Origin of the sequence: Moraxella sp. CTOTU48717 (genome assembly GCF_032057165.1) — a bacterium.
Classification (GTDB): Bacteria; Pseudomonadota; Gammaproteobacteria; order Pseudomonadales; family Moraxellaceae; genus Faucicola; species Faucicola tetraodonis.
Genome location: NZ_DAMBBC010000013.1, coordinates 16,598 through 32,417, shown reverse-complemented (window position 1 = coordinate 32,417; position 15,820 = coordinate 16,598). Strand labels below are relative to the sequence as shown.

At 44.5% G+C, this 15,820-nt stretch carries 13 protein-coding genes; 4 read left to right on the top strand and 9 right to left on the bottom strand.

The features are described 5' to 3' along the window. Positions 1-13: 13 nt before the first annotated feature. The 3 genes from dusA to RT084_RS08715 all read right to left on the bottom strand — a co-directional run bounded on the left by dusA (position 14) and on the right by RT084_RS08715 (position 4,424). Entirely contained in the window at positions 14-982 is a 969-nt protein-coding gene (gene dusA / locus RT084_RS08725; RefSeq protein ID WP_312384279.1) for a tRNA dihydrouridine(20/20a) synthase DusA, read from the bottom strand. 122 nt (positions 983-1,104) lie between these two features. Continuing rightward, positions 1,105-2,427, bottom strand: coding sequence for an MFS transporter (locus RT084_RS08720; protein ID WP_313099300.1), 1,323 nt, complete (start codon positions 2,425-2,427; stop codon positions 1,105-1,107). Between the two features lie 299 nt (positions 2,428-2,726). Continuing rightward, entirely contained in the window at positions 2,727-4,424 is a 1,698-nt protein-coding gene (locus RT084_RS08715) for a phospholipase D family protein (protein ID WP_313099296.1), read from the bottom strand. 157 nt (positions 4,425-4,581) lie between these two features. On the opposite strand from RT084_RS08715, the gene RT084_RS08710 reads away from it, so the two are divergent. Beyond that, positions 4,582-5,823 carry an O-succinylhomoserine sulfhydrylase gene (locus tag RT084_RS08710; protein ID WP_312384214.1) on the top strand — a complete coding sequence of 414 codons (1,242 nt, stop codon included), beginning with the start codon at positions 4,582-4,584 and terminating at the stop codon, positions 5,821-5,823. A gap of 73 nt (positions 5,824-5,896) precedes the next feature. On the opposite strand, the gene RT084_RS08705 is transcribed toward RT084_RS08710, so the two are convergent. Next, complete coding sequence (locus RT084_RS08705) at positions 5,897-6,661, bottom strand: NAD-dependent deacylase (protein WP_312384212.1); 765 nt, start codon at positions 6,659-6,661, stop codon at positions 5,897-5,899. A gap of 179 nt (positions 6,662-6,840) precedes the next feature. On the opposite strand from RT084_RS08705, the gene RT084_RS08700 reads away from it, so the two are divergent. The 3 genes from RT084_RS08700 to RT084_RS08690 all read left to right on the top strand — a co-directional run bounded on the left by RT084_RS08700 (position 6,841) and on the right by RT084_RS08690 (position 9,215). Continuing rightward, on the top strand, positions 6,841-7,170 hold the full coding sequence (locus RT084_RS08700; protein ID WP_007115923.1) for a YbaB/EbfC family nucleoid-associated protein: 330 nt from the start codon (positions 6,841-6,843) through the stop codon (positions 7,168-7,170). Between the two features lie 142 nt (positions 7,171-7,312). Further along, positions 7,313-7,921 (top strand): recombination mediator RecR, encoded by a 609-nt coding sequence (recR, locus tag RT084_RS08695; protein WP_007115924.1) that lies wholly within the window; start codon positions 7,313-7,315, stop codon positions 7,919-7,921. A gap of 82 nt (positions 7,922-8,003) precedes the next feature. Continuing rightward, entirely contained in the window at positions 8,004-9,215 is a 1,212-nt protein-coding gene (locus RT084_RS08690; protein ID WP_203172111.1) for a ribonuclease D, read from the top strand. A 76-nt stretch (positions 9,216-9,291) separates the two neighbouring features. Here the strand turns inward: RT084_RS08690 and RT084_RS08685 are convergent, their stop codons facing one another. The 5 genes from RT084_RS08685 to RT084_RS08665 all read right to left on the bottom strand — a co-directional run bounded on the left by RT084_RS08685 (position 9,292) and on the right by RT084_RS08665 (position 15,712). After that, on the bottom strand, positions 9,292-10,683 hold the full coding sequence (locus RT084_RS08685) for a GntP family permease (RefSeq protein WP_312384207.1): 1,392 nt from the start codon (positions 10,681-10,683) through the stop codon (positions 9,292-9,294). Positions 10,684-10,852: 169 nt separating this feature from the next. After that, entirely contained in the window at positions 10,853-13,735 is a 2,883-nt protein-coding gene (gene gcvP, locus RT084_RS08680; RefSeq protein ID WP_313099287.1) for an aminomethyl-transferring glycine dehydrogenase, read from the bottom strand. Positions 13,736-13,845: 110 nt separating this feature from the next. Continuing rightward, complete coding sequence (locus tag RT084_RS08675) at positions 13,846-14,580, bottom strand: nitroreductase family protein (RefSeq protein WP_007115929.1); 735 nt, start codon at positions 14,578-14,580, stop codon at positions 13,846-13,848. A gap of 134 nt (positions 14,581-14,714) precedes the next feature. Further along, positions 14,715-15,095: a glycine cleavage system protein GcvH gene (gene gcvH / locus RT084_RS08670; RefSeq protein ID WP_007115930.1), complete on the bottom strand. Its 381-nt coding sequence runs from the start codon at positions 15,093-15,095 to the stop codon at positions 14,715-14,717. A gap of 230 nt (positions 15,096-15,325) precedes the next feature. Further along, complete coding sequence (locus RT084_RS08665; RefSeq protein ID WP_095356933.1) at positions 15,326-15,712, bottom strand: MliC family protein; 387 nt, start codon at positions 15,710-15,712, stop codon at positions 15,326-15,328. Between the last annotated feature and the right edge of the window lie 108 nt (positions 15,713-15,820).

The window sequence follows — 15,820 nt, the reverse complement described above, 5'->3', positions numbered from 1 at the left end:
TTTTAGCTAACTTTTAACCCGCATTTAACGCCAAAACCGCTTCACCCGCTTCACGAACTTGGGCAACCGAGAGGGATTTTTGCCCGCTAAGTGCCTGACGCCATTTACGACTGCCTGTCAATCCTTGAAACAAGCCTAAATAATGGCGCATAATGGCCGTCAAGGGTGTGCCACGCGCGTCACTGGCTGCCAAAAAATCCAATAACTGATAAAAAATATCCGCTCGGCTAGGCACTGGCTCGCCCCACAGCTGCATGGCTTCAGCTAAAATATAAGGGTTGTGATAAGCTTCACGCCCAATCATCACGCCATCGACTTTCGTCAGATGGGTTTTGATTGCATCAATAGTGGTGATACCGCCATTGATTTCCACAAATATATCGGGAAAATCCTGCTTTAAGCGGTACACATCCTCATAGCGAAGGGGCGGAATTTCACGATTTTGTTTAGGGCTTAAGCCTTGTAGCCAAGCAGTGCGCGCATGGACGATGACATGCTGACAACCTGCTTTCACCACATGATCTACAAAATCCGCCATAAACTCATAACTATCAAAATTATCAATGCCAATGCGATGCTTGACAGTGACAGGAATATCCACCGCATCGCGCATCGCAGAGACAATATCTGCCACCAATTTGGGCTCTGCCATCAAGCAAGCCCCGATTTTATAATGTTGTACCCGATCGGACGGACAGCCAACATTTAGGTTGATTTCATCGTAACCGTAGTCTTGCCCGATTTTAGCACAGCGCGCCAATTCATCAGGATTTGAGCCGCCAAGCTGAAGCACCAAAGGATGTTCATTGGGATAAAATCGCAGCTGATAGTCTGTATCTCCCTGCAATATCGCCGAGGTACTTATCATTTCAGTATAAAGGTAAGTATAAGGATTGAATAATCGAGCAAAGTAACAATAATCGCGTGTACTCCAATCAATCATCGGGGCGGTGGACAATCGTTTATGCTGCATTGAGGTCATAGGCAGAGTCATCGGCAAATATTCAAAAAAAGTGGCTAATCTATAGCTAATCTATCAGCCAATCAATAAAAGCGGGCGCTAAAAAAAAGCGATGGTAAAACAACTATCAGCGATGAAAAAACTCAAGAATTCATCAGCCGCTTATCTTCCATGCGATACAAACCATGCAAGTTGGTCAACAACATACCCATGATAATGCCAATCACACAGACAAACACCAGATACAAGGCGCTTGAAAGCATTAATTTATGTGAAAAATAAACCAATAGCACAGGCAATAATGCGCCTGCCAATGCATACGCCACGTTATAGCTAAAGCTAATGCCACTTAGGCGTACACTCACTGGAAACAGACGCACACAAATACTTGGGACTAAGCCAATCACCCCAGAGAAAAACCCTAAAATTGCATAGTTAATCAGTAATAATTCGCTACTGTTTTTTAGTGAAACAAAGAAAATAACACTGGCAATGCTTAAAAATATACAGCCTAAAGTAAATACACGACCTGAATTAAAACGATCGGCAAAATAACCATAGGTTAACGCCCCCAATCCACCAAAGATAATACCCACTCCATTGGATATCATCATCAAACTGGTATCGACATCAAAAAACTGGATACCCAATATCGGCAAAAGCAAATAAATCGTCAAATAAACACTGGCGGTAAACCAGGACAAACCCAGCGTCATCACCGTACCATAACGGTATTTGATAATAGCTCGGCGTATCGGCAGACGTTTAACCAAGCGCTTTTTAGACTTAGCCATCAGCCAAAGCGGGGTTTCTTCAAGCTTGGTTCGTAACAGCACCGCAAATAGCGTACCGATACTGGCGAGGACAAAAGGAATACGCCAGCCATACGATTGCATCTGGGTAGGGGTGAGCATATTTGATAAGGTGGAGCTTAAAATATTGCCCATCAAAGTCGACAAAATCAGTGCACTAATAAGACCGCCACACACTGATCCTAATTGACGCCGAGGCATATGCTCAGCAATATAGACCCATGAAGCGGGTACCTCAGCCCCATAGCCAAAGCCTTGAATTAAACGCAACAATAGCATGAGAACAATCGCTGCCACACCAATATGATGATAGCTAGGCAAACAGGCAATCACTAAACCAGACGCACCCACCAATAGCAAACTATACAGCAACACATGTTTTCTGCCATAGCGATCGCCGATATCACCCAATATCAAACCGCCTAGCGGTCTTGACATATAACCGGCTAAAATCAGTAGCAAAAAACAAATCGACTTTAACGACTCAGGTATATTTTCTGGGAAAAAAGCTTGATTGATACTATCATTAAAATAAAAATAAATCGTAAAATCAAAGGAAGCAAAAAAAGCCCCAAAAATCGTTAAATACACCACGTTTTTTTCGTAGCGATTTAAATCCCTAATTTCTTCGTTGGCATCATGAAAAAATGGCATAGTTGACAATATTACCTAGAAGCTGGCTAAAGGTTTACAAGCTTTATAATCAATGGAAAAATAGGTTATCTAACGTGCTAAAAAATTAAATTCGTCACTATTCACCTGACAAATTAAATCACTTGACAATTTGAACAATAATTTATCAAAACTGTAATAAATTTAATTATTTAAATAAATATTACAAGCAAACGTCATGATTTAACAGTTGAGATATATTACTTTTTGAAACCGCATACTATAGTGATTTTGGTACTATTTTTACTACCAAAAATGTGTGTTTTTTGTAATATGCCCGCTTACAACAAGCGCTTAAATGGCAAAGCAGAAAAAATCTTTAGCCAAAGTCCATTGACAAACGTCATATGCGGCTCTTTATCCAAGCTGATAAGCTTTTTATTGGTTTTATCATCATGGGTTTGCCACATCAGTTGTTCATTATCCTTAAGATGTACGCGGTAACTGATATTGAGCATAGAGTTATCAAACGTATTATGAAAGGATTTGGCAAGCGCTTTATCTTCAATCAGCACACCAAGCTCAGTATTGATGTTGGCAGAGCGCGGATCCACATTGTAAGAACCGATAAACGTATATTTGTCATCCACCGCAAAGGCTTTGGTATGCAAACTGGTGCTATACTTACTGCGATATAAGCTACGTTTTTTGCGGCGAAAGTCTGCATCGGCAGATGATTTTAACTCATAAAGCGCAATCCCTGCTTTGAGCATCGGCACGCGTGCCACGTTATACCCGGAATGCACGATAGGCACATCGGTTGATTCATACGAGTTGGTAAAAATATTGATTTTTACCCCGTTTTCCATGAGTTTTCTTAGTTGCAGCACGCCCAAGTCAGTGGGCACAAAATACGATGAGACAATGGTCAATTGCTGTTTTGGGGTGCCAATACGGGCTCGAAGCTGTGATACCAATCGGCTATCTTTATCATCTTGATTAAGCAGTTTTTTGACATCATCTGCCAAAAACTGCATCGGTTGCCAACGAAATTGGATTTTTTTGTTATACAGTTGTTTATCGACTATGGCGCCATTTTGTACCCGATAAAGTTGCGAGCTTTTATGTAGATGAGACTGGCTGTTGACCGGTGCAATCGCCGTCAAAGTCCCCAAAAATGGCTCATCGCTTTTATTACGCTCGGGGTTTTTTGAGGGTCTGACCAAACGCTCGATATCATACGATAGAGGACTATCCCAATAATCTTCAAAACTATCATTGATTTGGTTGACCACTTTGCCGGCAAGCAAAACATCCAAATCAGCAAACTTAGCGATGCTATCTTTACGCAGATATTCATCGCCAATATTGCGCCCACCAATGATGGATAACTGACGGTCAAAGGTCATGCTTTTATTGTGCATGCGGCGTTGGTAGCGGGGCAGTGCTACCACAAAATTGGCGGGGGTAAAGCCGCGCACCACTTTGGGGTTAATCAATCGCACTTGGATATTAGCATGCGCCGCAAAGGCAAGCAGCTGTTGGTCAAGTTCCGGATTGGTGTTCAAATCATCGAGTAACAGTCGTACTTTGACACCCCGATTGGCGGCTTGGTACAAGTCTTTGAGCATCAATTGTCCTGCTGCATCGTTGTGCCAAATATAGTATTGGATATCGATGGTCTGCTGAGCCATTTCGGTCAAAATACTGCGTGAAGCAAACGCATCACTGCTATCAATCAGCGGATAATAACCGGAAAATTTGCTTGGTGAGGGGTTTTTGCTGGCACTGATACGGCTGATTAAATATTGACCTTGTATACGCGATTTTTCGGAAAATTTTTGCGCACCTGTCAGCTGCGTTGATACAGTTGGCGTAGCGGCGATATGGGGATTGTTCGGCAGCATTTGGCAAGCGGTAAGTAGCGTAAGTAGCAGCGTAAATAGCAATGGCAAGCAAAATGTCACAATTTTGGGCGTGAGTTTTTGCGATGCTAGTCTGACAAAGCCAACAGATACCGAATAAAATGCTGCTACCAAAGCCTGAATCCTTTTAAAAAAATCACTGATTAACGTGACACTCGCCTAAGAAAAGTTGGTTGTCATGGCATTTTTGCATAAAATACTGACTTGAAAGCCACCGTCAAATCCAACTTATGCTATCATAATTTATTTGATGCACAAAAGATGTAACATTATGACCCAATTAGACCCCAACTGGCAAAGTGATGCACTTGATTTAAGCCTAGATTATGCCGACCAAACCATCGCCGTGCGCGGCGGTTACCACCGTACCGATGAAGGCGAACATAACGAAGCGATTTTTACCACTAGCTCCTACGTATACAAAAATGCCGCCGATGCCGCCGACCATTTTAATGGCAATAAAAAAGGCAATGTCTACTCGCGCCATACCAATCCAACCGTGCGCGCTTTTGAGCGCAGATTGGCAGCTTTAGAGGAAGGCGAGCGCTGCGTGGCAACCGCATCAGGCATGGGCGCAATTTTGACCATGTGTTTGGCGTACTTGCAAGCCGGTGACCATCTGCTAGCAGCCAAGCAATTATTTGGCTCATCCGTCGCCCTGTTTGATACCTACTTTAAGGCGTTTGGCGTCGAGGTGAGTTATGTAGACTGTTTTGACAATGACGCTTGGCAACAGGCGATGCAGCCTAATACCAAGGTGCTGTACTGCGAAAGCCCTTCCAATCCTTTGGCGCAAATTGCCGATTTAAGCTTTTTATCAACGCTGGCGCATGAAAACGATGCGCTATTAATCGTCGATAACTGCTTTGCTACCCCTGCTATTCAAAAACCTTTAATGTTGGGTGCGGATGTGGTATTGCATTCCGCCAGTAAATATATTGACGGTCAAGGTCGTGTGCTAGGCGGTGCACTGGTCGGTAACAATGACTTGATGGAAAAAGCCTTTGGGGTAGTGCGTACTGGCGGGATTAGTCTATCGCCCTTTAATGCGTGGGTGTTGCTAAAGGGTCTAGAAACCTTGTCACTGCGTATGAAAGCCCACTGCGAAAATGCCAATCAAATCGCTAAATTTTTGCACAATCACCCAAAAGTCAGCAAAGTCCATTTTTCAGGGTTGCCCGATCACCCATCCCATGATATCGCCAAACGCCAACACACCGCGCTCAAAAATGTGCAAGGCGGTGCGTTTGGTGCCATTATTGGCTTTGAGGTGGCTGACCAAGCGGCAGCCTGGCATGTTATCGATAGTACCAACATGATTTCGATTACCAATAACCTAGGCGATGCCAAAAGCACCATTACCCATCCTGCGACGACGACCCATTTTCGCATGACACCTGAAGCAAGAATCGAGGCAGGCGTGAGCGAAGGCTTAATTCGCTTCTCGGTGGGGCTTGAAGATGTCGATGATATTATCGCTGATTTAAAACGCGGTTTGGATACACTCGCCTGATATAAAGCCAAAACCCATTAGCCAGAACCCAAAAGCCAGTAGCAAAATTTACTGGCTTTTTTATTGTGCTTTTTTATTTCAGCGCCTTGACCAATAACGGCAATATTTTCCCTGCGTTGTCGGGTAACACGATGTCAACCGCTGTGGTCTGGGTCGGATTGGGATTAATCTCGATGACGGTTGCGCCCTGTTGTTTTGCCAAATCAATCAAGCCCGCTGCAGGATAAACCACGCTTGATGTGCCGATACTCACCAATACATCACAATTGAGCGCTGCCGTTTCTGCCGTTTGCCAAGCGTCTTGGGGCAACATCTCGCCAAACCACACAATATCCGGGCGAATCAAACCGCCGCATTCACAATGCTTTAACTCAGTGTCTGTGACAGCAATCGCTTTGGTATACGGCTTGCCGCAATCATGACAACGATTTTTGGCCAAATTCCCATGCAGTTTTGCCACCGTAGCACCGCCTTGCTCATGCAGATTGTCGACATTTTGACTAAACAACGTCCAAGTCTTACCTTGCTGCTTTGCCAATGTTTGCCATTCACCTAAGGCAAAATGGGCAGGATTGGGCTGTTTATCGGCGATTTGTCCACGCCACCATTGGTGCCATTGCCACACCAAGGCAGGCTCCTTTTCAAACGCTTGAATGCTGACCAAATATTCGGCTTGGTATTGTTGCCACAATCCAGTAAGTTTATCCCGAAAAGTCGAAATGCCACTTTCAGCCGAGACACCTGCCCCCGTCAGGATGGCAATATTTTGCGCACATTTAATAACATCAGCAGCTTTATAGAGAGCGACCTCTAGCGATGGGGGTGTATTTGTTGTCATAGTCGTAGTTTTTTGCTATTAATGGGTTTATGTGAGTGATGGTATCTTAGCATTTTTATGCTAACAATTTTATGTTAGCAGTTGTATGTTAAAAATTTGGGCTAACGATTAGCAATAGACAGTTTGCGGTCAAATTCGCTACAATGAGCCACCAAGATTAGAAACAAACAGGAAAACTTATGAACTTACAAGCCCTCATGCAACAAGCGCAAATGATGCAAAAGCAAGTCGAAAAAAACGTTGAAAACGCCAAGAAAAAACTGGCAGAAAAAGAAGTGCATGCCGAAGCGGGTAGTGGCTTGGTCAAAGTCACCATGAATGGTCGCCATGTGGTCAAACGTTTATCAATCGATCCAAGCCTACTGCAAGATGACCCTGATATGATTGAAGATTTGATTGCGGCTGCTATCAATGATGCCGTGCGTCAGGCCGATGAACTACATGAGACTGAAATGGCGAGTGCTACCAATGGCATGGGGTTACCACCAGGCATGAATGGTTTATTTTAAACCCACTAGGGCTATAAAATAGTGGAAAATTGCCTTGCGATTATGCAGTCAAACCCCCATAAAAAGCTGATAATTGATTGTCAGCTTTTTTATTTTCCAGCCAGCTTTTTTTATTTTTTATCATTTTTATAAGAATGCGCCTATGCTTACGCCAAAATTTGATGAACTTGTAAAACAACTCAAAGTACTGCCCGGGGTAGGACCCAAATCTGCTCAGCGGATGGCATTGCACTTGCTTAGCTATAAACGCCCGCAAGGTCAAGCATTGGGCGAAGCCTTGATTGTGGCGATGCATGATATCAAGCAATGCCAAGTATGCCGTGGTTTATCAGATGAGGATATTTGCCCGATATGTAGCGATCCGCGCCGCAATGAGCGCGTGCTTTGTATCGTAGAGACGGCAGCAGACATGATGGCAATTGAGCAAACCGCTGGGTTTAACGGTAAATACTTTGTGCTTGGCGGGCATTTATCACCCATTGATGGCATTGGCGTGGAGCAGCTCGGCATCAATCAGCTGATTGGGCTGTTAAAGCAACACCAAGCTGCGCAAACCCCGGTGGAAGAAATCATCTTGGCAACCAGTACCACGGTAGAAGGGCAAACCACCGCGCATTTTATCAGTGAAGCGGTCAAGCCTTACGTCACTCATATCAGCCGGATTGCCCAAGGAATTCCGATGGGCGGTGAGCTTGAGTATTTAGATAGCATGACACTGGGTCAAGCCCTGCAAAATCGTGGACGCTTATAAAATCTTTTCATCAGTTTGACAAGACAAAATCCTAGATTCATCATAAAATACGCTTAAATTATCCGTCCACAAGACCCAAGTTATGCTCATCCAGAACCCGTTAAGCCCAGCCCAATTACAACAACTCCATGACTTGCCAATCCATTGGGTGAAAACTCAGGACGCACTTTTTGCCCTGCTCGATGACCTAGAGCAAGTCGATACCATTGCGTTAGACACTGAGTTTATTAAGCGCGACACTTTTTTTCCCATTCTTGCGCTGATTCAAATCAATACAGGCAAAGCGATTTATTTGATTGACGCGCCTAAGCTGTATTTAGAAGAATTTTGGGAAGTGTTAGCGGATATACCCACCGTGGTGTTACATGCGTGTGGCGAAGATTTGGGGATTTATTATTTACTCTCCAACTTGCCTGCGCTGCGCAATGTGTTTGATACCCAAATTGGTTTGGGTTTTTTGACTGGTGAAAACTCGCTTGGCTATCAAAAATCGCTGCAAGAAACGATTGCTGTGCATGTGGATAAAGGTGAAAGCCAATCAGATTGGTTGCAGCGTCCATTAACACCTGAGCAAGAAAGCTATGCGGTAGACGATGTGCGTTATTTATTGCCGATGTTTGCGACCATCAAAACACAGTTGACCGAGCAAGGTTTATGGCAATATGCGGTTGAAGACTGCCAAAGCTATACCCAAGAAATTTTTGCTAACTTTAGCACGCCTGATAACGCCTTGTATTTGAGTGTCGCTGATTACCGCGATAATCGCGAGCAACTCGCCATGCTGCAAACTCTGTGCGAATGGCGCGAACAACTTGCCAAATCAATCAATAGACCACGCACTTTTATCCTGCGGCCGCAGGCGCTGCGTGAAATCATCGAAAAACCGCCTTTTAGTATGAAGCAGCTAGGTTTTACCAGTATCAAGCCCAATGTGATTCGCATGTATGGGCAAGAGATTTTGACGCTGATTGATAAGGTACGAAAAGAAGATGACGCAGCCTATCCAGCTCTATTGCCTTTACCGTATCGCAGTCTGTCTAGCGATGTGCAAAAACAACTGGAAAAAGCCATCAAACAGCATGGGCAAACCCTGTCAATTAATGAAACAGTATTGATGCGAAAAAAATGGCTGTCAGAGCTGTATGCTTATGCTGTCGCAGCAGAAAAACCGGCATTAAGCCCTTGGCTGAGTGGGTGGCGCAAAGCGTGGATTATGGCAGAGATTTTACCCATTTTGGATAGGGTGATTGCCAATAACTCGCCATCTATTGACCATGAAACAACCGCTGAATAAATAAAAAAATCCCACCGCTGAGTGGGATTTTTTACTACTAAATGGCTTAAAAATAAACCGATTAAAAATAAAACGCTTAAAAAGAACCTAGCATGGTACCCAAAGCAATCACCACCGTCACCGCAATCAGCGGAATTGCCATCGTCACTATGGCGACATCTTTATAAGATTGCTTGTGGGTCAAATGGCAAATGGCAAATAACGTAATCACCGCACCACTATGCGGTAGCGTGTCTAAGCCACCTGCTGCCATCACCGCGACACGATGCAGTAACTCAGGATTTATCCCATGTGCCACTGCCTGCGCCAAATATTCTTTGCCTAAAATGGGCAGCGCGATACTCAAGCCGCCAGAAGAAGAACCAGTGATGCCCGCTAAGGTGGTCATAGCCACGGCTTCTGAGATTAATGGATTGCTAGGCGATAGATTTAACACGCTATCTCGTAACACCGCAAACCCCGCCAATGTGGCAATCACCGCACCATAACCGACTTCTGAACCTGTATTAAAAATAGGCAACATAGAGCTATAAGTGCCTTTATTAAGACTGTGTTGCAAGTTCGTCCATTTGCCTAGGCGCAGCACAATCAAAGCAATAATCGCGGTGACTAAAGCGATAATGATTGACCAAAGTCCCAAAGCGCCCTTGATATCCAAGTCTTTAAACTGCGCTTGCAGTGCAGAGAAATCCATACTCGGAAAAACCGCATACGTTAACAAGGCATTTATGCCGATGACCAATACCAAAGGAATCATCGCCACCATAAAAGAGGTGTGATGGGGGTCTAGGTTATCAGCGTGCAGCTCATCATCTTCATGAATACCATATCCCTCGCCAGCCGTTTTGGCACTATGGGCACGTCGTTGCAGCCACAGCATGCCCAAGCCAAACATCACAAGCGAACCAATAATACCCAGTATGGGTGCAGCAAAGGCATTGGTACCATAATAGGGAATGGGAATGGCGTTTTGGATGGCCGGTGTCCCGGGTAACGCTGTCATAGTAAAGGTAAATGACCCTAACGCAATCGCCCCTGGAATTAGCCTTTTTGGCACCCCTGCTGACTTGAACAAATCTTTAGCAATCGGATAAATGGCAAAAGCCACCACAAACAGCGACACACCGCCATAGGTTAAAATCGCACAGACCAAAACCACAGCCAGTATGGCTTTATTCGCGCCTAATTTACTAACCACCGTTCTGGCAATCGCTGTGGCAGCCCCAGAGTCTGCCATGAGCTGACCAAACACCGCCCCGAGCAAAAATATGGGAAAAAACTTCAATAGAAAGCCACTCAACGCTTTCATAAAAACGGTGGTATAGATAGGTAGTGAGCTTAGAATATCGCCTGATAGCGCCACCGCTAGGGTTGCCATCAAGGGCGCTAAAATTAATACAGAATAGCCGCGATAGGCAAAATACATTAATAGAAATAGCGAAATAATAATCGCAATGGTACTAAACATAATGTCATCCTTGACTTATTATGGGTTTAAAGTCACGCGTAGTGATTACAATTTTTTTGAGTCCCCTGCATCATAACAGAATTCTTTTGACTCGCAATTGGCTTTATAGCAAAAAGCCACACATTTTTGCATGGCTTTTGTAATAAATACGGTAAGTATTGATTGAGGTTTACTCTGCGATTTCACCATTCTCATAGCTTGAGATATCGGGGCAAGAACAGATTAAGTTTTTGTCGCCATACACATCATCGATACGGCTCACCGATGGCCAAAACTTATTGTCACGTACATAGGCAAGTGGATAGGCGGCTTCTTCACGGCTGTATGGACGATCCCAGTCACCGGTTACCACTTGCGCGGTGTGTGGTGCGTTCACCAGTGGGTTGTTATCTGCTGGCCACTCGCCGTTTTTAACTTTCATCGCCTCAGCTTTGATTTGAATGAAAGCTGAGATAAAGCGGTCTAGCTCTTCTTTGCTTTCCGACTCAGTCGGCTCAATCATCAAAGTACCTGCCACGGGGAAAGACATCGTTGGCGCATGAAACCCGTAATCCATTAAGCGTTTGGCGATATCAACTTCGGTGATGCCTGTTTCGGCTTTTAGTGGGCGGATATCAATGATACATTCATGGGCGACGCGACCATTTTCACCACTATAAAGCACGGGGTAATGGTCTTTTAATTTCATAGCCGTGTAATTGGCATTTAATAACGCAGCTTCTGTCGCTTGCACCAAGCCATCACGACCCATCATGGTGATATACATCCATGAAATAGGCAAGATGCTGGCTGAACCAAACGGGGCAGCCGATACCGCACTCATGCCATCTTGTGCATTGGGTACCGCAGATACGACGTGGTTGGCAATAAAAGGCGCCAAATGTGATTTCATGCCGATAGGACCCATACCAGGTCCGCCGCCGCCGTGTGGAATACAGAAAGTTTTGTGCAAATTCATGTGTAGGACGTCAGCACCGACATCCGCAGGTTGCATCATACTGACCTGCGCGTTCATGTTAGCGCCATCCATATACACTTGACCGCCGTGTTGATGAATCAAGTCACAGATATCACGGATACCTTCTTCAAACACACCGTGCGTCGAAGGGTAAGTAATCATCAAGGCGCCCAAATTGTCGCTGTATTTTTCCGCTTTTTCAGTCAAGTCGGCAATATCAACGTTACCACGCTCATCGGTGGCTACCACGACGACTTCCATCCCCATCATTTGTGCTGTGGCGGGATTGGTGCCGTGTGCGGAGCGCGGAATCAGGCAGATATGACGATTGGGTTGACCTAAGCTTTCATGATAACGACGAATCGCCAATAGTCCTGCGTACTCGCCTGATGCGCCTGAGTTTGGCTGCATAGAGATAGCATCAAACCCTGTGATGGCTTTGAGTTGCTCTTGCAAGCCTTCAATCATTTCAATATAGCCGCCCACTTGTTCACGTGGCGCAAATGGGTGCACATTGGCAAATTCATTCCAAGTAATCGGTAGCATTTCGCTAGTGGCGTTAAGTTTCATGGTACAACTACCCAGCGAAATCATACTGTGATTCATCGCCAAGTCTTTGTTTTCTAGCTTTTTCAAATAACGCAGCATTTCATGTTCGGTGTGATAACGATTAAAGACAGGATGAGTTAAAATCGCATCGGTACGTAGCAATGACGCTGGCAAAGACAAGCTGATATCATCAGATAATTGAGCGGCTACGCCTGTGAATAACTGCGTGAGTATACCAAAATCCGCTGCGTCACTGGTTTCGTTAAAGGCAATGGCGATATGGTTATCGTCTACTTTGCGCAGGTTATAGCCGATATTGAGGGCATTTTGATAGATTTGCTCAGTTTGACCTTGGGTGTTCACCAACACGGTATCAAAAAACTGCTCATGCACAATCGACATACCAGCTTGTTTGATGGCTTGGGCAAAAGCGCTTGCTAACGCATGAATGCGGGTGGCGATACGTTTGACGCCTTCGGGACCATGATACACCGCATACATCCCAGCCAAATTGGCCAGTAACACTTGCGATGTACAAATATTTGAGTTGGCTTTTTCGCGGCGGATATGTTGTTCACGGGTTTGTAGTGCCATACGCAAGGCTTGTTTACCTTGGGCATCCACTGATACGCCAATGATACGACCTGGGGCAGAGCGCTTGGCACTGTCTTTAAACGCAAAATAGGCCGCGTGTGGACCACCAAAGCCCATCGGCACACCAAAACGCTGGGTGTTGCCGAGTGCCACATCCGCACCCATGCTACCCGGTGATTTGAGAAGTACTAGACTCATCACATCAGCGGCAACGATTGTTTGCGTGCCTTTGGCTTTGACCGCACTGATGATATCAGTTAAATCAACCACATCGCCTTCGCTACCCACGTACTGGAAAATTGCGCCAAAGAAATCGCCATTCTTGGCAACGTCAAAATCACCGACCACTATCTCCCAACCAAAATATTTGGCACGGGTTTTGATGACATCTAAGGTTTGAGGGTAGATACGGCTATCAACAAAAAATTGGTTAGATTTACTTTTACCCACGCGTTTTGCCATCGCCATCGCTTCAGCCGCCGCCGTCGCTTCGTCAAGCAAACTTGCGCCCGCCAATTCAAGACCTGATAAGTCAATACAAACTTGTTGGAAGTTAAGTAATGCCTCTAAGCGACCTTGGGCAATCTCCGCTTGGTAAGGGGTATAAGCCGTGTACCAGCCTGGGTTTTCAAGCACATTACGTTGAATCACCGCAGGTAAGCGAGTCGGATAATAGCCTAAGCCAATATAGCTTTTATTGACCTTGATTTTATCCGCCAACCCACGCAACTTTGCCAAGGCATCATGCTCAGTCATACTGAGGGGCAAATCTAACTCTTTGCTAAGACGTACAGAAGCTGGCACCGTCTGTTCAATAAAGCTTGCCATGCTGTCAGCGCCGACGGCTTGTAGCATTGCTTCTTTTTCATCTTGGCTAATGCCAACATGACGATGAATAAATTCTGATGATTGGAATAAATCAGCAAATGATTGAAAAGACGGTTGACTCATTCAAGTTTCCTTTAGCGTCTGATAAAACATTGAAAATAAAAATAGCAGGTTTTGTCATGGCTACCATGACAAACATCGGTTGAATGGATAAAAATTACACTTTAACGATATTACACCTTAACGATAAAGCGCTCACGCTCAAAACGGTATTGCTCACTATAGATACCACGCTCGTCGCGCTCACCGGCAGCAATCACCATACAAATATGCTGCTCTTCATTGAGGTCAAGCAATTTTTTGAGTTGTGGCTCATCAAATCCCCCCATCGGACAACTATCAAAACCGTGGGCACGCAAGGCGAGCATCAAATTCTCGGCAGCCAGTGAGGTGCTAATGAGTGCCCAGTTTTTGAGATCGTCAGCATCATAGATGGGGTCAACCATCGCACCTTTGACTTTGCGCGTGGCTTGTGTCAGCGCCCATTTGGCAGGAGTGAACACATTCATCACACCGCGCGTCATGGTCAGCGGAATAAGCTTGCCATAATAATCTTGCACAGGTTTTGGTACGGGTTTGACGGGAAAATACTTGATATTGTCTTTGGCATGTTGACGCCACGTGTCAGTACGAGCGACCACGACAATCAGCTTATTGGCGGTTTTTGCTGCATTTTGGCTCATACAATAGGTCACAGTTTTTTGGCGCTTTTCTTCAGATTCAATCACAAAAAATTGCCAAGGCTGTAAATTACTTGAGCTAGGCGCTAACATCGCCATATCGAGACAAGCATTGAGCACTTCATCACTGATGGGCGTTTTGGTAAAGCGTCGTACCGAACGGCGAGTGCTCACCACATCATAAAAACTGGCTTTTTTTGGGTCAGCAAGCGGGGTAAGTGTTGACATAGCAGCTCTCAAGTTAACAAAATAAAGGATGCATTACAGTTAATTGATAGGATAATAGACTAAGGTAATCAAGCGATTACCTTAGTGCTAGGCTCTATAACGACGATTAGATAAAAGCAATGAGATAAAGATAATTAAATACTATCTTGGTACTCGTCTGCGTCCATCAAGCCTTGGTAATCATCGGCATTGTCTGGTTTGATTTTAAAGAACCAACCTTCGCCATAAGGGTCTTCATTAATGGTTTCTGGCGCATCTACCAATGCTTCATTGACTGCTAGGATTTCACCAGCGATGGGCGCGTAAACATCCGAGGCAGCTTTTACAGATTCGACCACGGCAATTTCAGCATCCACGTCAACGTGTTCACCCACTTCAGGCAATTCAACATATACGATGTCACCGAGCAAGTCTTGGGCGTGGTGAGTAATACCCACAGTGATAGTACCGTCTTCTTCTTGGCGTAACCATTCATGACTAGCCACATATTTTAAATCTGCTGGAATATTGCTCATAACTATTTTCCTCAAAGCGAAAGTAGGGGTGAAAATAAAAGGCTGTTAGCCAAGCAGTCACACTTGGCGCCTTTTTACTAAACATTTTTAAAAGCCTAGTTTTAAAAGCCTAGTATTTAAAACCTAAGTAATTTAACAAACTGAGTAACAAAAATTTGGTCGATACAATGTATATCGACCAAACTTAAAAACCAACTTAGCGGTTTAACCCATTCAACAAGTGAATCGGATTAAATAGCATTACACACAAAGTTATAATCACGACCTTGTGAGGTCACGGTTAACGCACCTTCTGCACCTTTAACGCCCCAATCATACATGGTAGTTTTGGTTGCATTTGACAAGGTATAGCGGTTACCCGAGCCTGATACATCTTGTTTTAATACCATCGCGGCTTGGTTTAGACCGAGCATTGGCGAGGTGATTTTTAAATTTGCGACATTGCTGCCGTTTTCTTGACCGTAGAATGCCACAACTTCAGTGTTGTTGTCGCATTTAAAGGTTTGTGAATTTGCTTGAACTGCCAACACTTGTGACGGACTAGGCTGTGCAACTTGGGTTGAAGTACAGGCCGCCAAACTTGCCAAAAACGGTACAACAAAGAGTAACTTTTTCATGATTTTACCTTCTAAGTATGATGAATTTATTATTGGTTTTTCAAATTACGCTGACTAATCATTTGAATATTGTTCATTAATAAGCGTTAAATCCATCATAACACGATA